Genomic DNA, 24,884 nt, shown 5'->3' with positions numbered 1-24,884 from the left:
CGGAACCCGCCTCAGATGACCCCCTGCGCGAGCATCGCGTGCGCGACGCGTTCGAAACCGGCGGAGTTCGCACCGATCACGTAGTCGCCGGGTCGTCCGTACCGCTCGGATGCGTCGAACGCCGCGTCGTGGACGCTCTTCATGATGGAGCGGAGGCGGGATTCGCTGTCGTCGAAGCTCCACTTCTGGCGCGAGGCGTTCTGGCTCATCTCGAGGGCCGACGTCGCGACGCCGCCCGCGTTGGCGGCCTTGCCGGGCCCGAACAGCACGCCGGCGCGCTGGAAGGCGGCCACGGCGCCGGGCGTCGAGGGCATGTTCGCGCCTTCCGATACGGCACGGACGCCGTTCGCGATGAGCGCTTCGGCGTCGTCGACGTCAAGCTCGTTCTGCGTCGCGGCGGGGATCGCGATGTCCACCGCCACCTCCCACGGGCGGGCGCCCTCCACGAAACGGGCCGACGGACGCCGCGCGGCGTACTCCGCGATCCGCGCGCGTTCGACCTCCTTCAGGTGCTTCAGGAGATCGACATCGATGCCGTCGTCGTCCACGACGTACCCCGAGGAGTCCGACGCCGTCACCGGGATCGCGCCGAGCTGCCGGGCTTTCTCCATCGCGTAGATGGCGACGTTGCCCGATCCCGAGACGCCGACGCGCAGACCGTCGAGAGATATGCCGCGGACTCCCAACATCTCTTCGGCGAAGAAGACGGCCCCGTAGCCGGTGGCCTCCGTGCGCACTTCGGCGCCGCCCCACTGCACGCCCTTGCCGGTGAACATGCCGGACTCGTGGCGATTGGTGATCTTCCGGTACTGCCCGAAGAGGTAGCCGATCTCACGAGCGCCGACACCGATGTCACCGGCGGGGACGTCGGTGTGCTCGCCCAGGTGACGATAGAGCTCGTTCATGAAGGACTGGCAGAACCGCATGATCTCCGCGTCCGAGCGCCCGTGCGGTTCGAAATCGCTGCCGCCCTTCGCGCCGCCGATGCCCTGGCCGGTCAGCGCGTTCTTGAAGACCTGCTCGAATCCGAGGAACTTGATGATCGAGAGGTTCACCGACGGGTGAAACCGCAGACCGCCTTTGTAGGGCCCGAGCACCGACGAGAACTGCACCCGGAAGCCGCGGTTCACCTGCAACCGACCGGCATCGTCGACCCACGGCACCCGGAAGAGGATCTGACGCTCAGGCTCGACGACCCGGTCGAGGATGCCGCCGTCGACGAACTGCGGATGCCGTTCGAGCACGGGCGCGATCGACTCGAGGACCTCGTGGACGGCCTGGAGGAACTCCGGCTCGTGGGGGTTGCGCGTCTCGACGGTGGAGTACACGTCGCTGACGAGGGCGGGCAGGGCAGAGAGGGTCTCGGTCATTGTGGTGCTTTCTGGCCGGAGGAGAGGAGCCGCAGCGCGTGAGGGGAAGACGGCTGCCGATGTCACCCTATCGATCCGCAGCCTCGCCACGGGAAGACCGAGATGCACGGCTCGCCCAGAGGACGACGTGCTCAGTCCCGCACGATGTCCGCCACCGCGCCCCGCAGCAGTGGATGGCGGAAGGTGAAGCCGGCGGCCGTGAGGGTCTCGGGCACCACCCACCGGCTCTTCAGCACGAGTTCGGGCTCGGTGCGCAACACCCACATGGCGGGCTCCAGCATCCACCGCGCCGCCGGCAGCCCGATCGGCATCCCCACCGCGCGGCGAAGCGTGCGCATGAGCGTGCGATTGCCGACGGGATGGGGGCTGGCGAGGTTCACCGGGCCCGCGATGTCGGCGCGGTCCGCGAGGAAGTCGATCGCCTCGAGGACGTCGTCGAGGTGGATCCAGCTGAACATCTGGCCACCGCGCGTGTGACGCCCCGGCGCACGGCCGTCGCCGGTCGGATGCGAGCCGATGCCCCGGTAGCGGCGGTGCGGGAACCAGGGTCCGTCGTACTGGGTGCCGCCGAGTCCCAGCCGGGCGAGGCGCAGCAGCAGCCCTGTCGCCGGGCCGTCGCCGAGCACGATCGCCATACGGAGTGCCACCCGGCGGGTGGCGGGGAGCTCGCCGGCGAAGAACGTGCGCTCCCACTCCTGCGCGACATCCGGCGAGAACCCGTGCCCCAGCTCTCCGGTGCTCTCGGTCTGCGGGTGGTCCATCGCGTGACGGTAGATCGTCGCGGTGGAGGCGTTCATCCAGACACGGGGCGGCGCGTCAGCCGCTTCGATGGCCTCGCGGAGCTCTCTCGTCGTGTCGACGCGGGAGCGCAGCACCTCGTCACGGTGGGCATCCGTGTAGCGGCAGTTGACGGACTTCCCGGCCAGATTGACGAGCAGATCGGCGCCCTCGAGCGCGGTGCGGATGCGGTCGGCCTCTCCCCACACCGCGTCGCCCGTGCGCCCGATGGTGCGCACGGTGTAGCCGCGCTCACGCAGGTGCGCGACGAGCGCGGTGCCGACGAAACCCCCGGCGCCGGCCACGACGGCGAGGGGCTGCTGCTCGGCGAGCGGTGTCGTCATCCGTAGAACTCCTTCTCGAACACGCGCCGTGCGACGCGCGACACCCGCATCCAGTCCTCTTCGACCGCCGTCGCCGAGCCCTCCGGGTACTCGAGGAGACGCCCGATGCCCTCCAGCTTTCGCCGGTCGGTGGGCAGGACGTCGCTCGTCTGGGCCGAGAGGAGCGTGTTGGCCGAGCGCAGCCGGCTCGCCAGCCGCCAGGCATCCGCCAGACGCGGCACCGAGGCCGCGGGCAGGATCCCCTCGGCGCCGAGCGTCGTGAGCGCGTCGGTCGTGGAGGTGGTGCGCAGCGCCGGGATGTCGTGTGCGTGCTGCAGCTGCAGCAGCTGCACGAGCCACTCGACGTCGCTGAGCCCGCCCGGCCCGAGCTTGAGGTGACGCGACGGGTCGGCGCCCTGCGGCAGTCGCTCGCTCTCGACGCGCGCCTTGATGCGGCGGATCTCGCGGAGCCCCTGGGGGTCGGCGCGCTCGGGATAGCGCTCGCGATCGGCCAGCGCGGTGAAGGCGTCGATCAGCTTGATACTGCCCGCGACGCCCCGTGCGCGCAGCAGCGCCTGCGCCTCCCACGACAGCGACCAGCGCCCGTAGTACTCGGCGTACGACTCGAGCGATCGCACGAGCGGACCGGTGCGCCCCTCGGGGCGGAGATCCGCATCGAGGTCGAGTGGCACCCGGTGGTCTTCGGAGTGGGCACGGAGCCCTTGGACGATCTTGAGCGACAGCGCGTTCGCGCGCTCGGGGTCGATCCCGTTGGCCCGGTAGACGTAGAGCACGTCCGCGTCGGAGCCGAAGCCGAGCTCGCGCCCGCCGAAGCGACCCATGGCGATCACCGAGAAGTCGAGGGCCTCGTCCTCGGGCGGCACCACTTCGCGGCGCACCGCGCGGAGCGTCGCCTGGATCGTGACGTCGGTGATCGTGGTGAGCGCGTCGGCGAGTTCCTCGATCGTCAGCACGCCGAGCACGGCCGCCATGGCGGTCCTCAGCAGTTCACGCCGCCGCAACGACCGCACGAAGGGCATGGCCGACTCGATGCTGCCGTGGCGCGCCTGGATCGCCCGCGCCTCGGTCTGCAGCGCGAGCCCGGTACGCGGGCGCAGGAGATCGAGGTCGTCGAGCCAGGCCGCCGCCTCGGGGATCCACTCCATGAGCTCGCCGATGTATCGCGAGCCGGAGAGCACCCGGGTGAGACTCTCGGCCGCCGCCGTCGAGTCCCGCAGCAGGCGCAGGAACCACGGGGTGTCCCCCAGCCGCTCGCTGATGCGCCGGAACGCGATCAGGCCGTAGTCGGGGTCGACCCCGTCGGCGAACCACCGGATCATCACGGGCATGAGGTGGCGTTGGATCGTCGCCTTGCGGCTGATGCCGCTCGTGAGCGCGGCGATGTGCCGCAGCGCGCCGGCCGGGTCGGCGAACCCGATGGCGGCCAGACGATCGTGCGCCTGCGCCGTCGAGAGGCTCCGTTCCTCCTCCGGAAGCGACGCGACTGCCGACAGCAGGGGTCGGTAGAAGAGGCGCACGTGGATGTCGCGCACCTCCCGCTTGACGCTCTCCCACTTCTCCCAGACCGCGGGGCCGCTCTCGGCCAGGCCGCTCGCCCGCGCGATGATGCGCCGCTCCTCGGGCTTCTCGGGCATGAGGTGCGTGCGGCGGAGACCGCGCAGCTGGAGGCGGTGCTCGAGCACCCGCAGGATCCGATAGTCGCGGGCGAAGACCGCCGCCTCGGCGCGTCCAATGTAGCCCTGCGCCACGAGGGCGTCCAAAGCGTCGAGGGTGGAGCGCTGGCGGATGCGGTCGTCGGTCAGGCCGTGCACGAGCTGCAGCAGCTGCACCGTGAACTCGATGTCGCGGATGCCGCCCGGCCCCAGCTTGATCTGCAGCGGCACCTCGTGCGCCGGGATGTGGTCGGTCACGCGCTCGCGCATGCGCTGCACGCTGTCGACGAAGTTCTCCCGGGCCGCGCTCGTCCAGACCTTGGGCTGGACGGCGGCGACGTACTCCTCGCCGAGCGCCAGGTCGCCCGCGAGCGGCCGAGCCTTCAGCAGCGCCTGAAACTCCCAGCTCTTCGCCCAACGGCCGTAGTACGACAGGTGCGAGTCCAGGGTGCGCACGAGCGCCCCCTGCTTGCCCTCGGGGCGCAGGTTCGCGTCGACCTCCCACAGGGGCGGCTCGATCTCGATGCTCGAGATGCCCTGCATCGTCTGCACCGCGAGCCGGGTGGCGATGTCGATGAACCTGCTCTCGCCGGACTCCTCGATGGCCTCCTCCGTCGCTCCGCACACGAAGATCACGTCAACGTCGCTGACGTAGTTCAGCTCGCGGGCGCCGGTCTTGCCCATCCCGATGATGGCGAGACGGGTGGCGGCGACCTGCTCCCGCGGGAACAGCCCGCCCGGACGGCCCTGCGAGATGCGGGTGCGCGCCACGCTGAGCGAGGCCTCGAGGGCGGCGCCTGCCGCATCCGCGAGCGCCGCCGCGACCTCGGCGAGCACCTCGACGGCGTCGGGCGCCAACAGGTCGTAGGCGGCGATGCGGGCGAGCAGCCGCCGGTACCGCACGCGCAGGGCGACCCACGCGGTCTCATCCCCCGTGGCGGCGAAGCCGTCGTCGTCGCCGACCGCGTCGCGCAGCGCGGCGAGCATCTCGGATGCCGTCGGCAGCGCACCCCCCGCGGTCACCAGATCGGCGAGTTCCTCGGGATGGCGCAGGTAGAACTCGCCGAAGCCCTCCGACGCCCCCAGCAGCGCCCACACGGCGGCGCGGCCACGATCGTCGCGCAGCACGGCGCGCGCCGCATCCGGATCCCGGCGGGCGATGTGCGCGAGCGAGCGGAGCGCGGCATCGGGGTCGGCCGCGCGCCGCAGGTCGGCCGTCACCTCGGCCCGGCTGACCCCGAGCAGCTGTGCGAACTCATCGAAGAGCGTCTCGGCCGCATCCACATCGCCGAGACCGAGGCGCACGAGATCCGTCCGCCACGACGAACGTTCCGTACCGGCCATGGCCGGGATCAGAGCATCTCGAGGTTGCTCTGCAGCTCGAACGGCGTGACCTGCGAGCGGTAGCCCGCCCACTCCTTGCGCTTGTTCAGCAGCACGTAGGTGAAGACCTGCTCACCCAGCGTCTCGGCGACGAGCTCGGAGTCCTCCATGTACTGCAGCGCCTGGTCGAGGCTCGCCGGCAGCGGCGCGTAGCCGAGAGCGCGACGCTCGGTGTCGGTCAGCGACCACACGTTGTCCTCCGCCTCGGCGGGGAGCTCGTAGCCCTCTTCGATGCCCTTGAGGCCGGCGGCGAGCATGAGCGCGTAGGCCAGGTAGGGGTTCGCCGCGGAATCGAGCGCGCGGTACTCGACACGGGACGACCCGCCCTTGTTGGGCTTGTACATCGGCACCCGCACGAGCGCGGAGCGGTTGTTGTGACCCCAGCTGATGAAGCTCGGGGCCTCATCCCCGCCCCAGAGGCGCTTGTAGGAGTTGACGAACTGGTTGGTCACGGCCGAGATCTCGTTGGCGTGACGCAGCAGGCCCGCGATGAACTGACGGCCCACCTGCGAGAGCTGGTACTGCGCGCCCTCTTCGTAGAACGCGTTGCGGTCGCCCTCGAAGAGCGACATGTGCGTGTGCATGCCGCTGCCCGGCTGTCCGCTGAGGGGCTTCGGCATGAACGTCGCGTAGACGCCCTGCTCGATCGCGACCTCTTTGATCACGGTGCGGAACGTCATGATGTTGTCGGCCGTCGCGAGGGCGTCGGCGTAGCGCAGGTCGATCTCGTTCTGGCCCGGGCCGCCCTCGTGGTGGCTGTACTCCACCGAGATGCCGAGGTCTTCGAGCATGCGCACCGAACGACGACGGAAGTCGTGCGCGGTGCCACCGGGGACGTTGTCGAAGTAGCCCGCCGAGTCGACCGGCTCGGGGCCGCCGGGGCCGTACGTGGACGACTTCAGCAGGTAGAACTCGATCTCGGGGTGCGTGTAGAACGTGAACCCGGCATCCGACGCCTTCGCGAGGGTGCGCTTGAGGACGTGACGGGGATCGGCCACGGCGGGCTCACCGTCGGGCGTCGTGATGTCGCAGAACATGCGCGCGGTCGGGTCGATCTCGCCCCGCCACGGCAGCACCTGGAACGTCGTGGGATCCGGGTGGGCCAGCAGGTCGGACTCGAACGAGCGCGTCAGCCCCTCGATGGCCGATCCGTCGAACCCGAGGCCCTCGGTGAACGCGCCCTCGACCTCGGCCGGCGCGATGGCGACCGACTTCAGCGTGCCGATCACATCGGTGAACCAGAGGCGGATGAACTTGACGCCGCGCTCCTCGATCGTGCGCAGTACGAAGTCCCGCTGCTTGTCCATGCTGTTCCTCCAGAGCCGTCCCGGCCCGATCAGGTGGTGTGTGGGGTGCGCGGGTCGCGCTCAGTCGTCTTCGTCTTCGCGGGCGTCGTCCTCAGCCCACGCAGCAGAGCGCTGTTTGATCAGCTCGGGGGCGTTCGCCGCTTCTTCCGCGGTGTCGAACGGGCCGGCGCGGTCGATGACCGGGGACTCGAATCCCCGCTCCACCTGGCCGGTGTTGAGGTTGTACCAGTACTTCTCGCTGTTTTCGCTCACCGCAGACTCCTCATCGCTGTCGCTTCGATCCTACTGATCGCAGGTGAACTCCTGGATAGGCTGAGGGCATGGCATCGGAGAAGTCCCGCGCGGTCGGCATCGACATCGGCGGAACGGGCATCAAAGGCGGAATCGTCGACCTCGAGCGCGGCGAGCTGATCAGCGACCGGATCAAGGTCTCGACCCCGGCGGGAGCGAAGCCGGACGACGTCCTCACCGCGGTCCGCACGGTGCTCGACACCCTGGGCGTCGCCGACTCCGACTACCCGCTCGGCGTCGCGTTCCCCGCGATCGTGAAGAACGGCCGCACCCTGTCGGCGGCGAACGTCTCGGACAAGTGGATCGACTTCCCCGCAGAGGAGTTCTTCGAGAAGGGCCTGGGCCGCGACATCCACTTCGCCAACGACGCGGATGTGGCCGGCGTCGCCGAGGTGCGCTTCGGCGCTGCGAAGGACGCCAAGGGCCTGACCATCCTGACGACGCTCGGCACCGGCATCGGGTCGGCAATGATCTACGACGGCACCCTCATCCCCAACTCGGAGCTCGGCCACCTGCAGCGCGCGAAGCACGGCAAGGATGCCGAGGCCTATGCCGCCTACTCGGCGATGGAGCGCGACGAGCTGTCGTGGGAGGCCTGGGCCGAGCGGCTGCAGTGGTACTACTCCCACGTCGAGTTCCTCTTCAGCCCCGACCTGTTCGTCGTCGGCGGCGGCGTGTCGAAGCACGCCGACAAGTTCCTTCACCTGCTGGATCTGCGCACGCCCATCGTGCCCGCCGTCCACCGCAACAACGCCGGCATCATCGGCGCCGCCGCGCTGTCGATCGGCGTCGCCCCGAAGCTCGAGCAGACGGTCACCGGTCAGTGATCTGAGCCCCGCCGTCACCGCACGCGGCGGCGGCGTGCGATGGCGTTCGGGCGCGTGTCCGCTCGGATCTCGGAGAAACGTGCCGTTCTCGGAGGAATCAGCCGGAATCCTCCGAGAAACGGGCGATTCTCCGAGAACGCGAGCGCGGATGCCGTGCGATCCTGCGGGACTGAGGCGAATGGGCCGGCCTGTACGAATCATTTCGATCAGCTTTTGCATTCGGGGGGAAACAACATGGTCAAGTCGGCTATCCGCAAGCTCGTGCCGAGCGAGAGGATCCCGGCGCTCCGTCGTGCGGCGGGACCGATCATGCGGCCGCTCGAGAAATGGCGTGCACGTCGCGAGTTCCTGCGAGACGCTCAGCGGTACGCGAAGTTCATGACGCCGTCAGACCCGCTGGTGTTCTCCGGGATGCCTATCGCGAACGTCGAAACTCAGCTCACGAAGGACTACAACCGCGTCGAGAAGGCCCTGACGTTCAAGGAGCCGCGGCGTCCTTTCGGTACGCACGTCGGCGACCGCATCGAGGACCTCATGCCTCGCGTCGACGCGAGGACCGAGCTTTACGCGCACGCCGCATCGTCGACGACGGCGCTGCGCGAGTGGAACGCCGGCGGCGGTGTGTCCGACGAGATCGCTCCGCTTACCGAGCCCGCTGACCGTGGGGTGAATGATCCGGAAGCGTTCTTCCTCTCCCGGCACAGTGTCCGCAACTTCAGCGACCGGCCCGTGGCGGACGAAGACCTGCAGCGTGCGGTGACTCTCGCGATGAGCGCTCCCTCCGTCTGCAACCGCCAGTCGTGGAGAGTCCGCTTCCTGCGCGACGACGCCGCGCTGAAGGCGCGGAAGTTCCAGAACGGCAACGGCGGCTTCGGGGACATCCCCGTCGTCGCGGTCGTCACGACGGATCTGTACCGGTTCTGCGGTCCGGGCGAGCGGAATCAGGCGTGGATCGACGGTGGTCTGTTTGCGATGAATCTCGTGATGGCGCTGCATTCCATCGGCATCGACAGTTGCATGCTGAACATGAGCCTCACCAACGACCGCATCGCTCGCGCCCGCGCTGCGATCGGCATCCCGGAGCACGAGGCCGTGATCATGATGGTCGCCATCGGCTATGGCGAGGAAGGTCACCGCCGCGCGCGTTCGCCGCGTCGCGCGCTCGACACGGTCATCCGATGACCCCACGGAGACCAGGGCCACGGGCACCCGCCTTCATGGGCGAAGCAGCGTGCTCGTTGCCCTCGGCGCGAGACAGTCCCTCGCCACGTGGTGTCAGGCTCTCCGATTCACAGACGCGGACGGCACACGGGTCATCTGACGATCCTCCGTCTCCACGCTCGGGCACGCCACGCGGCCGCCGTATGAGCATCGAGAGGGGCGGCCCTCGGGCAACGGCGGCGCTCTAACTCAAGGACGACGGGCAGACCGAGAAGTACTGGGATCCCGCCTGGGGCGAGCATGGTGCAGCTTCCGGGTACTGCGAACCGGCCTTAGCCGTTGAGGCGCAGAGAAGGAGGCGGTTCGATTGCCCGGCCCGCTGTTGCCTAAGATGTGGGCACATATCGGGTTGTGAGACGAACGGGATGGGCGACGCTTCAGGTCATGAATCTGGCTACGGCGCCGCACCAGGGCGACGCTGCACATTGTCGACAGCGCGTCTCGCCCTGTCACCGCGCCTCTATAGTCTGCAGTCGACGCTTGCGTCGGGCGGGCCGAGGAAAGCTCGTGAACACGGCATATGAGTCGCCGACGTGCATGATCACTCGGTTCCTGCGCTTTCGGCTCACGGCGATCGTGATGGTCTCCTGAGGTCGACGCAGCGGAATCGCGAAGAGCTCTTCATGCCCCCGGGCTGCGATGATTCCGAGCATCCGTCCGCCGGGCTCGGCGCCTAGAAGGTTCAGTTCCGCCGGCTCCCCGAACAGTTCGGTCAGGTCTAGGCGTCCCCCCAAGCTGGTCTGCATACGCATCGATGGCTTGAATCGCGCAGCCGCGCGATCGGGGATGGCCTCCGTGAAGATTCGGCCAATCTGCTCGCCCACCCAGATCGGCCTCTCCCACCGAGGTACCCCGCGTACCTCGGCCACGAGCTCTTGCCGCCTGGGGTCGGACTTGCGGAACGCGAGGGAGATAAATTTCGCGGCGACGGTGGGCACGAACCCGAAGGCGATCATCCCGAACGCCACGCCCAGCAGGACGCTCCCAATTTCAAGGGCGTAGGCGCTCATGCGAACCTCGCCGGCGCTTGCGTCGGAGCAGGTGCAATCTGGGGCTTCGCGAGCGCACCTAGCTCTCGCATTCCTGCCTCGGTTAACGTGTAGTACCGGCGAGCGGGCCGCTTCTCAAGTGCGGGGTCGATCTGCTCCCACCCATCAATCAACCAACCTTCATTGAGCAGCCTCTGGAGGATCGGGTAGAGCACTCCAGACCGAAGCCCGGAGCTGCGGCTGAGTTGGTATCCGTAATGTTGCTCTGTCGGCGCGTCCATGATGGTGCCGGCCAGCGCCACAAGTGCATTTGATCGCCTCATGACGTAAATCTACATAGGTCCTCGCCCTGACGAAAGAGCGCGCCTACGGATCGCGCGCGCGGGGAGCCTGATGCACGGTGAGTGGGGGATCCTTCGGGCTCAATTCCTCCTTCTGGGTCCGGCCCGAAAGACAGCGCCCTGACGCGTCACAGGGGTCATCATCATCGCGTCGAACACGCTCGGGTCGCGACTCGCGGCCGCCTGCCGGACACACGGATGCAAGGCCATGACGCCGACATCGTTGGTGAACTCTAGCCGCGCGCGAGTGACGAACGAGTGGTCGCCCAAGGTGGCCTGTCCAGGCGCGGGGTGCCAGCCAGCGCGTACAAGAGGCACGCGCCCACCTCGACGGCCCGTGGGCTGCAATGAGTAGTCAACAGTCGCGTGTTGGATAGCTGAGATGGCAATATCCATGCGCTCGCATCCGCTCAATCGCCGTCACGCTCACGCTCGGCGCCGCGACGGCTTTTCTCGGAATCGCCGCCCGAGTTGAGCGTCAGCAGCTCGCCGATGCGGTGTCGGCCTCCGACGAAGGGCGACGGGAGGATATCCTGCACGGCGAAAGAGGGCACGCGCCGGCGAGCCCCTGTTCGCGCTCGACGGGAGCAGCATCACTAGCCCGCGGCTACGCCACCTGTAGGGATCGACCGCGGGGTCCGCGGGACTCACACCGTGACGACAGGCATCGGGATGCATGCACCGCGGCACTATTACGCGAGCGTGCTCATCCGATCTCGCTAGCTCATGAAGCCCGTATACGGGGGCTAGGGCACACGTCGGCGACCGACACTCTCGACGCCTAGGTCAAACAGCGGATTCTGACGACCGCACGCGGGAGGCCGTCGACAGAGTTCTCGGTGATCGTGCGAATCGCTCGCGGGCTCGCGCACGAGGAACCGCCTGAAATACCAGGTCAGCGTCAATGAGGCGAATGGGCCGGCCTGTACGCCGGGTTCTGTCCGGGGGCCGAAGCCCCGTGGACGGTCATCTCTCTCGGCGACACGTTGCCGTGCCGCTCTAGCGGTCTACCCGGGGACTCGGCGGGCCGCGTCGTCATCCCCTGTCTGACCTTGCTCCGGACGAGGTTTACCGTGCGGGTCGCGTCACCACGACCCCGGTGGTCTCTTACACCACCCTTTCACCCTTACCCGGGTCGGAACCCGGGCGGTCTGCTCTCTGTGGCACTGTCTCGCGGATCTCTCCGGGTGGGGGTTACCCACCGTCCTGCCCTGTGGAGCCCGGACGTTCCTCGGCGCGGTTGCCCGCGACGCGACCGTCCAGCCGACCCATTCGCGTCGTCGAGTCTATCCGTCCGCCGTCACCGCGCCGCCCGCGGGCGAGACGGCCACGTCGAGGGGAAAGTCGATGGGGAAGGTGCCGAACATCCGCCGCCCCGCGGCCGTCGCGGCCTCGACGACGATGGCCGCGACCTGCTCGGCCTGCGCGGCGGGCGCGTGCACGATGACCTCGTCGTGCAGGAAGAACACCAGGTGCGCCCGGCGGGCGAACGCCGGACCCGAGCGATCGGCGGTGGGCGCGTCGACGACCGCCGGCAGCTGCGAGAGCCGGTGGCGGATCTCGGCCAGCCAGCACAGCGCCCACTCGGCCGCCGTCCCTTGCACGATGTAGTTGCGGGTAAAGCGCCCGCGATCCCGCGCCGATCGCCGTGCGCGCTCGGAGACCGCGGCATCGGTGCCCTCCTCCGTCGAGAGCGACTGCAGCGCGAGCCAGGCATCCTCGGGCGGCGGTGAACCCCGCCCCAGCCACGTCGAGACGGCACCCGCCTCTTCGCCGATGCGGGCGGCGTCGTCCACGAGGGCCATGGCGGCCGGGAACGCTCGGCGCAGCCGTGGGACGAGTCGCCCGCTGTCGCCGCTGGTCGCCCCATACATCGCGCCGAGCACCGCATACTTCGCCTCTTCGCGCGTGGCGACCGCCCCCGTCGCCACGATCCCCTCGTAGAGGTCCAGACCGCGCGCGGCCGTCGCCATCCGTGCGTCGCGCGACATCCCCGCGAGCACGCGCGGCTCCAGCTGCGCCACGTCGGCGTCGACGATGACCCAGCCGGGATCGGCGCGCATCGCCGGGCGCAGCTGCCGCGGGATCTGCAGCGCTCCCCCGCCGTTGGACGCCCAGCGTCCCGTCACGACGCCCGCCGGGATGTAGACGGGCCGGAAGCGGCCGTCACGCACCCATTCGTCGAGCCAGCCCCATCCATTGGCGCTCAGCAGTCGCGCCATCTTCTTGTACTCGAGCAGCGGCTCGACGACGGGGTGCTGCTGCTCGGCCAGCTCCCAGCGGCTCGTCGAGGCGACCATGACCCCCACGCGGTGCAGCGACCGGAGGAGCTTCGGCGGCGAGTCGAGGGATGCGGCGGGGTCGCCCAGCGCGGCGCGGACGACCGCCGCCAGCTGCTGCATCTTCTCGGGCGGCGCCCCCGACGCGGCACGCGCTCCCAGCACCTCGACGAGGATGCGCTCGTGCGCCGCGCGGTCCCACGGCAGGCCGGCGGCGTGCATCTCGGCGGCGATCAGCGCCCCCGCGGACTCGGCGTGGAGCAGGAGACGGAGCCGAGCGGCATCCGCGGCGCCGTCGGTGAGCGCGCGTTGCCGGCTCAGCTCGGCGACGAGATCGTCGACACCGAGCACCGGCCCGTCGGTGAGCGCGAACAACGCGTCGCTCACCGGCATCGGCTCGGCGGCGCGGTCCCACACGTCGGGCGCCGCCAGCCGTGCCGCAGCGTCGACCAGGGGGCTCAGACGCAGGATGCGGCGCGACAGACGCAGATCCCAGGCGCGATCGACGCGCGTGCCCGCCGCGAGGAACTCGGGGTAGACGGCGGCCGTGTCGGCCCAGACCCATCGGGTGTCGGGCCGCGACGACACCGCCCCCGCGACATCCGCGGGGTTCCAGGCGGCACGGCCGAGGACCGTGCCGTCGGCATCGAGATCCACGACCTCGGATCCCGCCCTGATCGTCCAGGCGGGGGCGGCCTCAACGGCCGCGGCGCGCATCGCCCGTCGGGCCGATCACAGCCCCGACTCGTCGGTGCGCACCAGGATGCAGTCGCACTGCGGGCAGGTGACGACCACGTCGTCGGCCGCCTGGCGGATGACGCCCAAGTCTGTGCCCGCCAGCATCATGTGGCAGCCGCCGCAGGTGCGGGCGTGCAGCAGGGCGGCCCCGGCGCTGCGCTGCGCGACACGCTCGTAGAGCGCCAGCAGATCGGCGGGAAGCCCCGCGGTGACGGCCGCGCGATCGCGGTCGAGCTGCTCCCCCTGCGCCGTGGCGGCAGCGATGGCGTCCTTCGCCGCCGCGGACAACGCGGAGCCCTCGTCGTTCGTCGCGGTGACGGCCGTCTGCTGCTCGGCGACGGCGAGCTCGGCGGCGTCGATGCGCTCCATGAGCTCGAGCTGCGTCTCTTCGAGCTCGTCCTGGCGGCGCGTGAGCGAGGCGAGCTCGTGCTCGATGCTGACGGCGTCCTTGGCGCTGGCGGTCGTCGCCAGCAGCGCGTTGTCGCGGTCGCGACGCGCCACGACGACGGCCACATCCGATTCGATGCGGCGGAGCTCGATGCGAAGGTCGTCGACCACGCCCTGTCGCGCGGCCAGCTCCTGCCCCAGCACCTGGCGTGCGGCGCGCAGCTCGGCCACGCGGGCGGCCTGCGGAGGGTTGCGACGTGCGTGATCGGCCTGGGAACGGCGGGCGTCGATGTCTGCGAGGTCGAGCAGGCGCAGTTGGTCGGAGGGGGCGGCGTTCACCCCTCCAACCTACGCCAGGCGGACGACGCCGATGCGGCACGCCGCGTGAACGACTGTTACCCCCCGTGTCGACCATCGTGCCCGCGGCCGCCATGATCGTTAGTTTCAGAATTCGACCCGCACCGGAGAGGATTCCGCATGACCACCGCCGTCGCATCCGGCAGCGTCACCTCGGCATCATCCGCCCTGCCCGCCGCCCGTGTCCGCTTCGAGGGCGTCGGACGCACGTTCGGCACGCACACCGTGCTGCAGGACATCGATCTCACCGTGGCGCCGGGCGAGCTGGTCGCCATCCTCGGCGCCTCCGGCTCCGGCAAGTCGACGCTGCTGCGCATCGCTGGCGGACTCGACTCCGCCAGCGAGGGGCGCGTCCTCATCGACGACGAGCCGGTCACCGGCATCGACCCGCGCGTGGCCGTGGGGTTCCAGGAGCCGCGCCTGCTGCCGTGGCGCTCGGTGGCCGAGAACATCGCGCTGGGGCTGCCGCGAGGCCTGTCGCGTCCCGAGCAGAGCGAGCGGATCGCCGCGCTACTCTCCCTCATCGGCCTGACCGACTTCGCCGACCACCGCCCCCGTCAGATCTCCGGCGGCATGGCCCAGCGCACCTCGCTCGCCCGCGCGCTCGCGCGTCGCCCCGGCGTGCTGCTGCTCGACGAGCCGTTCGGCGCCCTGGACGCCCTCACGCGACTGCGGATGCAGGACCTGCTGCTCTCCGTGCTCGGCGAAGCGCCCACGACGACACTGCTCGTCACGCACGACGTCGACGAAGCACTGCAGGTCGCCGACCGGATCATCGTGCTCGGCACCGATCCGGACCGCCCGGGTGCCCGCATCCAGCAACTGCTGACCGTTCCCGGCGACCGCCCGCGCGACCGCGGCTCGGCACAGCTCGCCGAGATGCGCGCCGACCTGCTGGGCGCGCTCGGCATCGACCGTCACGCGCACTGAACCCCCTTCCTGCTCTTCGTCCCTTTCCACAGCAATCGAGAGGCTCCCCCATGTCCCGTCCCCGTCGTCATCTCGCCCTCGCGGCCGGCGCCGTCGTCGCCGCGCTCGCCCTGTCCGGCTGCGTCGCCGGCGAAGGCTCCAGCTCCGAGCCCGCCGCCGCGTCGGCCGATCCGGCCGGCACCACGATCAACATCGACTGGGCCACCTACAACCCGCTGAGCCTCATCGTGAAGGACCAGGGATGGCTCGAGGAGGCCGGCTACACCGTCAACTGGGTCCAGTCGCTCGGCTCCTCCAAGGCCAACGAGGCCCTCCGCGCGGGCGCCATCGACTTCGGCTCGACCGCCGGGTCCGCGGCGCTCCTCGCCCGCGCGAACGGCGCCCCGCAGCAGATCGTGGATGTGGTGGCGCAGCCCGAGTGGTCGGCGCTCGTCGTCCCCGCCGACTCCGAGATCACCTCGGTCGAAGACCTCAAGGGCAAGCGCGTCGCCGCCGCGCTCGGCACCGACCCGTACTTCTTCCTCGTGCAGGCGCTCGAAGCGAACGGCCTCTCGATCGACGACGTCACCGTCGAGAACCTGCTTCACCCCGACGGATGGGCAGCGCTCCAGGCCGGCTCGGTCGACGCCTGGTCGGGTCTCGACCCGATCATGGCCACGGCGGAAGCGGGCGGCGCGCAGCTGCTCTACCGCGACCTGGACCTCAACTCCTACAGCGTCCTGAACGCGACCGAGTCGATCATCTCCGACAGCCCCGAGGTCGTGCAGGCCGTCGTCGACGCGTACGAGCGCGCCCGCGAATGGGCACTCGCGAACCCCGAGGAGACCGCGCAGATCCTCGCGGACGCCGCCGTCATCGACCTCGCCGTCGCGCAGAAGGTCATCGAGGAGCGCGAGGGCCTCGACGTCGACCCGGTGCCCGGCGAGGCACTGGCCAACATCCTCGCGCCGATCGGCGTCATCCAGGTCTCGCTGGGCGACGTGGCATCTCAGGATGCGATCGACACCGCACTCGAGACGCTCTTCGCCCCCCAGTTCGCCGAGAACGCCGCCGGCTGACCCGGCGACCACAGGAGACGACGATCATGAGCGCGACCGGCACGGCTCCCGCCGCACGTTCCGCCGCCGAGGCCACGACCGCACGGGGGCTGCTGTCCCGACCCGCCGTGCAGATCGCGCTGGGCGCGGTGCTGCCGGTCGTGCTCCTGATCGTCTGGTTTCTGATCACGCTCCCCGGCGCGCCCCTCGTCCCGCCGTACAAATTCCCCAGCCCCGCCGCGGTCGTGGAGGCCGGCATCGGTCTGGCCGAACGCGGCGAGCTGTGGCAGTTCACCGCGATCTCCCTGCAGCGCGTGTTGCTCGGTTTCGCAGCGGGTGCCCTGCTCGGCATCGCGATCGGCGGACTCGTCGGGCTGTCGCGCTTCTGGAACATCGTGCTCGATCCGACGCTCGGCGTGATCCGCGCGGTGCCGAGCCTCGCGTGGGTGCCGCTGCTGATCGTGTGGTTCCAGATCGGCGAGGAATCGAAGATCATCCTCATCGCGATCGGCGCGTTCTTCCCGGTCTTCACGACCGTCTCGCTCGCGCTGCGCCACGTCGACGCGCACCTGGTCGAACTCGGGCGTTCGTTCGGCTTCACCGGCCTACGGCTCTTCTTCACCGTGCAGTTGCCGGCCGTCCTGCCCGCGCTCTTCTCGGGATTGCGCCTCGCCCTCGTGCAGGCCTGGCTGTTCCTCGTCGCGGCCGAGCTGATCGCCGCATCCATGGGTCTCGGCTTCCTGCTCTCGCGTGGACAGCAGACCGGCCGGATCGATCAGATCGTGCTCGCGATCATCCTGCTCGCCGTGCTGGGCAAGATCACCGACTCGCTGCTGGGCCTCGTGCAGCGCTGGGCCGTGCGCCGCTGGGGCTGACACCTCTCCTCTCTCCTCCCCCGAGCCGCGTCGACCGGATTCCGGCGGCTCCCTGTGGAGAATCCCTGCGCCGCCGTCGCACGCCGAACTACCGTGTCGGGCATGCGACGGCGCCTCACCCCCGCTCTCGCCGCCACCGCGGCGCTCATCGGTGCGCTCGTGTTCAGCGGATGCACGACCCCCACCCCCTCACCCACCCCGACCCCGACGGGCTTCGCGTCGGAGGCGGAGGCGTTCGCCGCCGCCGAGGCGACGTACCGGGAGTATGTGGATGCGGTAAATGCGGTGGATCTGAGCGACCCCGCGACGTTTGAGTCGTTGTTTGCCATGACCTCGGGCGAGATCAACTCGTCCGACCGCGAGACGTACTCCGGATGGCACGCAGATGGCGTGACAATTGTCGGCGACAGTTTGGCCGCCGAAGTGACGCCGAAGCAGTGGGCTTCGGGCGAGGTAATCCTCTCTGTCTGTTACGACGTCTCGGCCGTCGATGTCGTCGACGCCGAAGGCCGCTCCATGGTCTCCCCAGATCGACCGCCGCGACAGCCCCTGCTCGTCACAATCTCCGAGAATCATGTGACGGCCATCGAACCCGACACGAGTGTCGGAACATGCTGACCGCCATCGGCTGGCCGCTGAGCCTGCTCCTCCTCCTCGGTCCGGCCGCGATGAGTTCACAGGGAGGGTGCGACTCCGGAGCACCGCTCGTCGGTGGATGCACGATCGACAACGACGGCAGCCAGGTGGATATCGGCGGAGGTGGGACACGCCCGGGCGGTGAGACGGGCGGCGGCGAGTTCGAGGCGGGTGTGCCCGAGATCAACCCGATCGACACGTGGCGCACCGACGAGTTCGGCAACGCGATCCCGCCCGGATGTCTGACGTTCCTCTGCCGTGGCGGCTATGGCGTCGAGGTCATCCCCGACGTCACCCTTGCCGACCTGGCGTCGTTCCGCCCCGCCGCCCCGGGGTTCGCGGTCGAACCCGGTGGGCTCGGTGTGGCGGGGCTGCCGACCAATCTGGTGGCGTCGGCCTCCGCCCACAGCATTCCCGGCACGCTGTTCGACCGACCGGTGACGGTGCACTTCACGCCGACGCGGTTCACCTTCGGGCACGGTGACGGCACGAGCGCCACGACGTCGAGCGGTGGGTCGACCTGGGCCGCGCTCGGGCAGGCGCAGTTCACCCCGACACCCACGAGCCACGTGTATGCCACGCCCGGCACATACGCCGTCACGACGACGGTCGGGTACTCGGCGGTGGCCGACTTCGGCACCTTCGAGCGGCCCGTGACGGGCCTCGTGACCGCGGGCACCGGCCCGCAGAACGTGCGGATCCTCGATGCGCGCACCGCCCTGGTCGATCAGACCTGCGCCGAGAACCCGACCGGCCCCGGCTGCTGAGCCGCCCGCGCTGCATCGGTAGACTCGCTCTCGAAGGGCCTTTAGCTCAGCTGGTAGAGCGCCACGTTTACACCGTGGATGTCGTCGGTTCGATCCCGGCAGGGCCCACCATCCCCGCGCCACCCTCCCGGCACCCCGCGCGCACCCCACCCCCTCCGAACCGCGAGACAGCACTCTCGCGCCGAGACGGTGGGTTAAACCCGCTGTCTCGGCGCCGAAGTGCTGTCTCGCGGGTCGATGGGGTGGGGCGGGGCGACCGGCGGGGGCTGGCGACTCGCTAAGCTGGCGGATGGTGCGTTGTCCGTGGCAAACAAGGCCTGCACCGATCCGATGGTTCTTTCCGGCAAGACCTGCCGAGCGATGAAAGGTGTCACGTGACTGTCAACGAACAGGATCCGTACTCCCAGGGCCCCCTAGACGCCGACCCGGAAGAGACCGCCGAATGGCGTGAGTCCCTCGAGCAGCTCGTTCAGGCGAAGGGTCGTGGCCGCGGCCGCGAGATCATGCTGAGCCTGCTGCACTCGTCGCGCGAACTGCAGCTGAATGTGCCGCAGGTTCCCACCACCGACTACATCAACACGATCGCGCCGGAGAACGAGCCCGCCTTCCCGGGCGACGAAGAGCTCGAGCGCCGCTACCGCCGCTGGATCCGCTGGAACGCTGCACTCACCGTGCACCGCGCGCAGCGCCCCGGCATCGGCGTGGGCGGGCACATCTCGACGTACGCGTCGTCGGCCTCGCTCTACGAAGTCGGTTTCAACCACTTCTTCCGGGGTCTCGACGACCCATCCGGCGGAGACCAGATCTTCATCCAGGGTCACGCCTCCCCCGGCATCTACGCCCGCTCCTTCCTCGAGGGACGCCTGACCGAGCAGCAGCTCGACGGCTTCCGCCAGGAGAAGTCGAAGGCTCCCGACGGCATCCCGTCCTACCCGCACCCGCGCCTCATGCCGGAGTACTGGCAGTTCCCGACGGTGTCGATGGGTATCGGCCCGATCAACGCCATCTACCAGGCGATGGCGAACAAGTACCTCACCAACCGCGGCATCAAGGATCTCTCCAACTCCCGCGTCTGGGCCTTCCTCGGCGACGGCGAGATGGATGAGGTCGAGAGCCGCGGTCAGCTCCAGGTCGCTGCCAACGAGGGTCTCGACAACCTGACCTTCGTCATCAACTGCAACCTGCAGCGTCTGGACGGCCCCGTCCGCGGCAACGGCAAGATCATCCAGGAGCTCGAAAGCTTCTTCCGCGGTGCCGGCTGGAACGTCATCAAGGCCGTCTGGGGCCGCGGATGGGACGAGCTGCTCGCCAAGGACAGCGACGGCGCGCTCGTGAACCTCATGAACACGACGCCCGACGGCGATTTCCAGACCTACCGCGCCGAAGACGGCGGATTCATCCGCGATCACTTCTTCGCACGCGACGAGCGCGCCGCCAAGCTCGTCACCGACTGGTCGGACGACGACATCTGGGGCAAGCTGCGCCGTGGTGGCCTCGACTACACCAAGGTGTACGCGGCCTACAAGGCAGCCACCGAGCACAAGGGCCAGCCCACCGTCATCCTCGCGAAGACGATCAAGGGCTACGGTCTGGGTCACCACTTCGAGGGACGCAACGCGACCCACCAGATGAAGAAGATGACGCTCGAGGACCTGAAGAACTTCCGCGACTCGATGCGCATCCCGATCACGGACGCCCAGCTCGAGGAGAACCCCTACGAGCCGCCGTACTTCAACCCCGGCCCGCAGGACGAGACGATCCAGTACATGCAGGAGCGTCGCCGCGCGCTCGGCGGGTACCTCCCGGAGCGTCGCAGCCACCACGTCGGACTCCAGCTGCCCGACGAGAAGGCGTACGCGCTGCCCAAGAAGGGCTCCGGAACGCAGCAGATCGCCACGACCATGGCGTTCGTCCGACTGCTGAAGGACCTGCTGCGCTCGAAGGACTTCGGTCACCGCATCGTGCCGATCATCCCGGATGAGGCGCGCACCTTCGGTATCGACGCCTACTTCCCCACGGCGAAGATCTACAACCCGAACGGGCAGAACTACACCTCCGTCGACCGCGAGCTGCTGCTGGCGTACAAGGAGAGCCCGCAGGGACAGATCCTGCACGTCGGCATCAACGAGGCGGGCGCCGTCGCGGCGTTCACCGCGACCGGCACGTCGTACGCCACGCACGGCGAGCCGCTCATCCCGGTGTACGTCTTCTACTCGATGTTCGGCTTCCAGCGCACCGGTGACGCCCAGTGGGCCGCCGGCGACCAGATGGCCCGAGGCTTCATCATCGGCGCCACCGCCGGCCGCACCACCCTCACGGGTGAGGGCCTGCAGCACGCCGACGGCCACTCGCCGCTGCTCGCGTCGACGAACCCGGCCACCGTCGCGTACGACCCGGCCTACGGCTACGAGATCGCGCACATCATCCGCGCGGGCCTCGAGCGCATGTACGGCGGGGAGCACGAAGACCCGAACGTCATGTACTACCTGACGGTCTACAACGAGCCCTACGTGCAGCCGGCCGAGCCGGAGAACGTGGATGTCGACGGCATCCTGCGCGGCATCCACCGCGTGGCCGAGGGTCACGGCGAGGGCAACCGCGCGCAGATCCTCGCGTCGGGTGTGGCCGTGCCGTGGGCGATCGAGGCACAGCAGCTGCTGCGCGACGACTGGGGCGTGAGCGCCGACGTCTGGTCGGTCACGTCGTGGTCCGAGCTGCGCAACGACGCCCTGGCGGCCGAGGAGCACAACTTCCTCCACCCCGAGGCGGAGCCCCGCACGTCGTACCTGACCGAGAAGCTCCGCGGCATCGACGGCCCCGTCGTCGGCGTCAGCGACTTCATGCACGCCGTGCAGGACCAGATCCGCCAGTGGGTGCCGAACCGGTACCTGACCCTCGGCGCCGACGGGTTCGGCTTCTCCGACACCCGCGCCGCCGCGCGTCGCTTCTTCAAGATCGACGGCCCCTCGATCGTCGTGCGGACCCTCCAGGGTCTCGCGGATGAGGGACGCGTCGACCGCGCGGTCGTCGCCCAGGCGATCGAGAAGTACCGCCTGCACGACGTCAACGCCGGCACCACCGGCAACGCCGGCGGCGAGAGCTGAGAATGGCCAGATCCCCGGATCCCGCAGAAAAGGCGGAGACACTCGCGTGGCTTCGTCGGATCTCCGGGGATCTGGCAACCGTCATCATCAAGCGACTCGAAGAGACGCTGCCCTGGTACGCGGCCATGCCGCCCGGGCGGCGCTCTTCGGTCGGCTTGGTGGCGCAGGCGGGGATCACCTCGTTCATCGAGTGGTACGACGACCCCACCGCGACACCGCGGATCGCGGCCGACATCTTCGCCGCCGCTCCGCGTGAGCTGCTGCGTTCGGTGAGCCTGCAGCAGACGCTGCAGCTCACCCGCGTGACGGTCGAGATGACCGAGGAACGCGTCGCCGGTCGCGGCGAGGACCTGCGCGAGGCGATGCTGCTCTACTCGCGCGAGGTCGCCTTCACCGCCGCCGACCTGTACGCGCGCGCCGCCGAGGCGCGTGGTCTCTGGGACGCACGACTGGAAGCCCTCGTCGTCGACTCCATCCTCACCGGCGAAGCGGATGAGGAGCTCCCCAGCCGCATCGCCGCCCTCGGTTGGCACGGGCACGGCGAGGTCTCGGTCCTCGTCGGCACCACGCCGCCGCAGTTCGACGTCGACCAGTTGCGCCGCATGGCCCGCAAGCTCGGCGTCGACGTGCTCGTCGGGGTGCAGGGCTCGCGCCTGGTGCTCGTCATCGGCCGCACCGATCCGGCTCTCCGTGCCGGCGGAGACGAACAGGGCGAGCTCTCCTTCCCCGAGATCGCCCGCCGGCTCGAACCCGGCTTCGGCGAGGGCCACCTCGTGCTCGGCCCCACGGTCCCCGCGCTCGTCGACGCCAGCCAGAGCGCCCGCGCCTCGCTCGCCGGGTTCGCCGTCGCGCGGGCGTGGCGCAACGCCCCGCGCCCCGTGGAGGCAGACGACCTCCTGCCCGAGCGCGCCCTCGCCGGCGACCCGCTCGCCAAGCACACGTTGGTGGAACGCATCTACCGACCGCTGCGGGCGCACAGCCAGGACCTGGTCACCACCCTCTGGAGCTACCTCGACAACGGGCGCTCGCTCGAGGCGACCGCCCGCGAGCTGTTCGTCCACCCGAACACCGTGCGCTACCGCTTGAAGCGGGTCTCGGACGTCATCGGGTGGGATGCCACGGGCCCGCGCGAGGCGCTCATCCTGCAGACCTCGCTCATCCTGGGGGCCATCGGCACCGACACGACACGTCGCCGATCCGCCTCGACACGCCGTCCCCGCTGACATTTATGGGATATCTGCAAAGGAAGTCCGCTTTCTTGTGGCGTCATCGCCAGAAGTCCCGCCCAGACCTTGGCAGGATAGACAGGTGATCATCGGTCTCTTCCCCGGGCAGGGCTCCCAGACCCCGGGGTTCCTCTCCCCCTGGCTCGAACTCGACGGCATCGCCGAGCGGCTCGCCGCGTACTCCGACGCGGCCGAGGTCGATCTGCGCGCGGCCGGCACCGAATGGGATGCCGACGCGATCCGCGACACCAAGGTCGCACAGCCGCTCATCGTCGCCGCGAGCCTGCTGTCCTGGCACGCGCTCGTCGCGCGCACCGACACGGGTGTCACCGGCGTCGCGGGCCACTCCGTCGGAGAGATCGCCGCCCTCGCCGCCTCCGGCGTGCTGACCGACGACGAGGCGCTGCGCCTGGTCGGCATCCGTGGCCGCGCCATGGCCGATGCCGCCGCGCAGGCCGAGACCGGCATGAGCGCCGTCCTAGGCGGCGACGAGGAGGCCGTGCTGGCCCGCCTCGCCGAGCTCGACCTCACGCCCGCCAACTACAACGGCGGCGGGCAGATCGTCGCCGCGGGCGCGCTCGGCGCTCTCGCCGCGCTGTCGGCCGAGGCCCCGCGCGCGACCCGCGTCATCCCCCTGCAGGTCGCCGGCGCGTTCCACACCCGCTACATGCGTCCCGCCGTCGATGTGCTCGCCGAGGCCGCCCGCGCGCTGACGCCGAACGATCCCGCGCTGACGTTGTGGTCCAACTCCGACGGCGCGCAGGTGGCCGACGGCACGCGGGCCCTCGATCTGCTGGTCGGCCAGGTGGCCTCGCCGGTGCGATGGGACCTGAACATGGCCGCGTTCACCGCAGCCGGCGTGACGGGCCTCATCGAGTTCGCCCCGGCCGGCACGCTGACCGGACTCGCCAAGCGCGCGCTCCGGGGTATTCCCGCCGTCGCGGTGAAGACCCCCGACGACCTGGATGCGGCCGTCGCCCTGTTGAACGAGGAGAAGGCATGACAGCCCCCGTCTTGCGCCAGAGCACCGGCCCCGCCTACACGCGGATCCTGGCCTACGGTGCCGCGCGCGGCGAGAACGCCGTTCCCAACGACGACCTGGTCGGTCCGATCAACTCGTCCGACGAGTGGATCCGCCAGCGCACCGGCATCGTGACACGCACGCGCGCCGACGCGTCCACGAGCGCGCTCGATCTCGCCACCGCCGCGGCGGCCGAGGCCGTCCAGCGCTCGGGCGTCGCCCCGGAGCTCATCGACCTGGTGATCGTGGCGACGATCAGCAACGTTCGTCAGACGCCGTCGATGTCGGCCGTCGTCGCCGACCGCATCGGGGCGAACCCTGCGGCGGCCTATGACGCCAACGCCGCGTGCGCGGGCTTCACGTACGGTGTGGCGCAGGCCGACGCCCTCATCCGTGCCGGCGCCGCCCGGTACGCGGTCGTCATCGGCGCCGAGAAGCTCTCGGACGTCGTCGACCCCACCGACCGCACGATCTCGTTCCTGCTGGGCGACGGCGCGGGAGCGGTCGTGGTCGGCCCCAGTGACACTCCGGCGATCGGCCCCACCGTCTGGGGATCCGACGGCTCCAAGGCGGATGCCGTGGGCATGGACTCGACGCTGGTCGAGTTCCGCGACGGCACCGCCGCCTGGCCGACGCTCCGCCAGGAGGGCCCCACGGTCTTCCGCTGGGCCGTCTGGGAGATGGTCAAGGTCGCCCGCCAGGCGCTCGACGAGGCCGGCGTGACCGCATCCGATCTCGCCGCCTTCGTGCCGCATCAGGCCAACATGCGCATCATCGACGAGTTCGCCAAGCAGCTGGGTCTTCCCGAGACCGTGGTCATCGGCCGCGACATCGAGACCACCGGCAACACCTCGGCGGCCTCGATCCCCCTCGCGACGCATCGCCTGCTCGAAGAGCACCCCGAGCTCAGCGGCGGACTCGCCCTGCAGATCGGGTTCGGTGCCGGACTCGTGTTCGGCGCCCAGGTGGTCGTCCTCCCGTGAGGACGGGGCGCCCGCCCCTAGACTGATTCGCGGTTCACGACC

Annotated in this window: 21 protein-coding genes, 1 tRNA gene and 1 other RNA gene; 12 read left to right on the top strand and 11 right to left on the bottom strand. The window is 69.8% G+C overall.

Annotation, left to right across the window (positions count from 1 at the left end; genetic code table 11):
• Positions 1-11 precede the first annotated feature (11 nt).
• The 5 genes from gdhA to AB0N73_RS00760 form a co-directional block, all read right to left on the bottom strand.
• Entirely contained in the window at positions 12-1,370 is a 1,359-nt protein-coding gene (gene gdhA / locus AB0N73_RS00780) for an NADP-specific glutamate dehydrogenase (protein WP_363559343.1), read from the bottom strand.
• A gap of 131 nt (positions 1,371-1,501) precedes the next feature.
• Positions 1,502-2,491: a DUF1731 domain-containing protein gene (locus tag AB0N73_RS00775; RefSeq protein WP_363559341.1), complete on the bottom strand. Its 990-nt coding sequence runs from the start codon at positions 2,489-2,491 to the stop codon at positions 1,502-1,504.
• The gene (locus AB0N73_RS00770; RefSeq protein ID WP_363559339.1) at positions 2,488-5,487 is read right to left on the bottom strand and encodes a bifunctional [glutamine synthetase] adenylyltransferase/[glutamine synthetase]-adenylyl-L-tyrosine phosphorylase; all 3,000 of its coding nucleotides are present in this window, start codon (positions 5,485-5,487) and stop codon (positions 2,488-2,490) included. The genes AB0N73_RS00775 and AB0N73_RS00770 overlap by 4 nt, the downstream gene beginning before the upstream one ends.
• Positions 5,488-5,495: 8 nt before the next feature.
• Positions 5,496-6,833 carry a glutamine synthetase family protein gene (locus AB0N73_RS00765; protein ID WP_363559337.1) on the bottom strand — a complete coding sequence of 446 codons (1,338 nt, stop codon included), beginning with the start codon at positions 6,831-6,833 and terminating at the stop codon, positions 5,496-5,498.
• Positions 6,834-6,893: 60 nt separating this feature from the next.
• Complete coding sequence (locus AB0N73_RS00760) at positions 6,894-7,085, bottom strand: SPOR domain-containing protein (protein ID WP_363559335.1); 192 nt, start codon at positions 7,083-7,085, stop codon at positions 6,894-6,896.
• Between the two features lie 68 nt (positions 7,086-7,153).
• Here AB0N73_RS00760 and ppgK point away from each other — a divergent pair, with 68 nt between their 5' ends.
• Positions 7,154-7,951 carry a polyphosphate--glucose phosphotransferase gene (gene ppgK, locus AB0N73_RS00755; protein ID WP_363559333.1) on the top strand — a complete coding sequence of 266 codons (798 nt, stop codon included), beginning with the start codon at positions 7,154-7,156 and terminating at the stop codon, positions 7,949-7,951.
• A 39-nt stretch (positions 7,952-7,990) separates the two neighbouring features.
• Positions 7,991-9,133, top strand: a complete 1,143-nt coding sequence (locus AB0N73_RS00750; RefSeq protein ID WP_363559331.1) for a nitroreductase family protein — start codon at positions 7,991-7,993, stop codon at positions 9,131-9,133.
• A 488-nt stretch (positions 9,134-9,621) separates the two neighbouring features.
• Here the strand turns inward: AB0N73_RS00750 and AB0N73_RS00745 are convergent, their stop codons facing one another.
• The 6 genes from AB0N73_RS00745 to AB0N73_RS00720 form a co-directional block, all read right to left on the bottom strand.
• Positions 9,622-10,182: a hypothetical protein gene (locus tag AB0N73_RS00745; RefSeq protein ID WP_363559329.1), complete on the bottom strand. Its 561-nt coding sequence runs from the start codon at positions 10,180-10,182 to the stop codon at positions 9,622-9,624.
• A complete protein-coding gene (locus AB0N73_RS00740) occupies positions 10,179-10,442 on the bottom strand; it encodes a helix-turn-helix transcriptional regulator (RefSeq protein ID WP_363559484.1) in 264 nt (87 codons plus the stop codon). Before AB0N73_RS00740 ends, AB0N73_RS00745 begins: the two co-directional genes overlap by 4 nt.
• Before the next feature lie 470 nt (positions 10,443-10,912).
• A complete protein-coding gene (locus tag AB0N73_RS00735; RefSeq protein WP_363559327.1) occupies positions 10,913-11,041 on the bottom strand; it encodes a hypothetical protein in 129 nt (42 codons plus the stop codon).
• A gap of 371 nt (positions 11,042-11,412) precedes the next feature.
• Positions 11,413-11,773: RNase P RNA component class A (rnpB, locus tag AB0N73_RS00730), an RNA gene on the bottom strand.
• A gap of 15 nt (positions 11,774-11,788) precedes the next feature.
• On the bottom strand, positions 11,789-13,498 hold the full coding sequence (locus tag AB0N73_RS00725; protein WP_363559325.1) for a bifunctional 3'-5' exonuclease/DNA polymerase: 1,710 nt from the start codon (positions 13,496-13,498) through the stop codon (positions 11,789-11,791).
• A 15-nt stretch (positions 13,499-13,513) separates the two neighbouring features.
• Complete coding sequence (locus tag AB0N73_RS00720) at positions 13,514-14,245, bottom strand: C4-type zinc ribbon domain-containing protein (protein WP_363559323.1); 732 nt, start codon at positions 14,243-14,245, stop codon at positions 13,514-13,516.
• Between the two features lie 138 nt (positions 14,246-14,383).
• Between AB0N73_RS00720 and AB0N73_RS00715 the strand changes: the two genes are divergently transcribed.
• The 10 genes from AB0N73_RS00715 to AB0N73_RS00670 all read left to right on the top strand — a co-directional run bounded on the left by AB0N73_RS00715 (position 14,384) and on the right by AB0N73_RS00670 (position 24,842).
• Positions 14,384-15,193, top strand: coding sequence for an ABC transporter ATP-binding protein (locus tag AB0N73_RS00715; RefSeq protein ID WP_363559321.1), 810 nt, complete (start codon positions 14,384-14,386; stop codon positions 15,191-15,193).
• A gap of 50 nt (positions 15,194-15,243) precedes the next feature.
• Entirely contained in the window at positions 15,244-16,251 is a 1,008-nt protein-coding gene (locus tag AB0N73_RS00710) for an aliphatic sulfonate ABC transporter substrate-binding protein (protein WP_363559319.1), read from the top strand.
• Between the two features lie 26 nt (positions 16,252-16,277).
• A complete protein-coding gene (locus AB0N73_RS00705; RefSeq protein WP_363559317.1) occupies positions 16,278-17,105 on the top strand; it encodes an ABC transporter permease in 828 nt (275 codons plus the stop codon).
• A gap of 102 nt (positions 17,106-17,207) precedes the next feature.
• Positions 17,208-17,723, top strand: coding sequence for a hypothetical protein (locus AB0N73_RS00700; RefSeq protein WP_363559315.1), 516 nt, complete (start codon positions 17,208-17,210; stop codon positions 17,721-17,723).
• A complete protein-coding gene (locus tag AB0N73_RS00695) occupies positions 17,717-18,508 on the top strand; it encodes a hypothetical protein (RefSeq protein ID WP_363559313.1) in 792 nt (263 codons plus the stop codon). Before AB0N73_RS00700 ends, AB0N73_RS00695 begins: the two co-directional genes overlap by 7 nt.
• 35 nt (positions 18,509-18,543) lie before the next feature.
• Positions 18,544-18,619, top strand: a tRNA-Val gene (locus AB0N73_RS00690).
• Positions 18,620-18,882: 263 nt separating this feature from the next.
• Positions 18,883-21,612, top strand: coding sequence for a pyruvate dehydrogenase (acetyl-transferring), homodimeric type (aceE, locus tag AB0N73_RS00685; RefSeq protein ID WP_363559311.1), 2,730 nt, complete (start codon positions 18,883-18,885; stop codon positions 21,610-21,612).
• A gap of 2 nt (positions 21,613-21,614) precedes the next feature.
• Complete coding sequence (locus AB0N73_RS00680; RefSeq protein ID WP_363559309.1) at positions 21,615-22,835, top strand: helix-turn-helix domain-containing protein; 1,221 nt, start codon at positions 21,615-21,617, stop codon at positions 22,833-22,835.
• 85 nt (positions 22,836-22,920) lie between these two features.
• Positions 22,921-23,841 (top strand): ACP S-malonyltransferase, encoded by a 921-nt coding sequence (locus tag AB0N73_RS00675; protein ID WP_363559307.1) that lies wholly within the window; start codon positions 22,921-22,923, stop codon positions 23,839-23,841.
• The gene (locus AB0N73_RS00670; protein ID WP_363559305.1) at positions 23,838-24,842 is read left to right on the top strand and encodes a beta-ketoacyl-ACP synthase 3; all 1,005 of its coding nucleotides are present in this window, start codon (positions 23,838-23,840) and stop codon (positions 24,840-24,842) included. The genes AB0N73_RS00675 and AB0N73_RS00670 overlap by 4 nt, the downstream gene beginning before the upstream one ends.
• Positions 24,843-24,884 lie beyond the last annotated feature (42 nt).

Source organism: Microbacterium sp. NPDC089189 (genome assembly GCF_040685095.1).
Lineage (GTDB): Bacteria > Actinomycetota > Actinomycetes > Actinomycetales > Microbacteriaceae > Microbacterium.
Note: the sequence above shows the minus strand (reverse complement) of the source record. Positions and strands in the feature narration are given on the sequence as shown.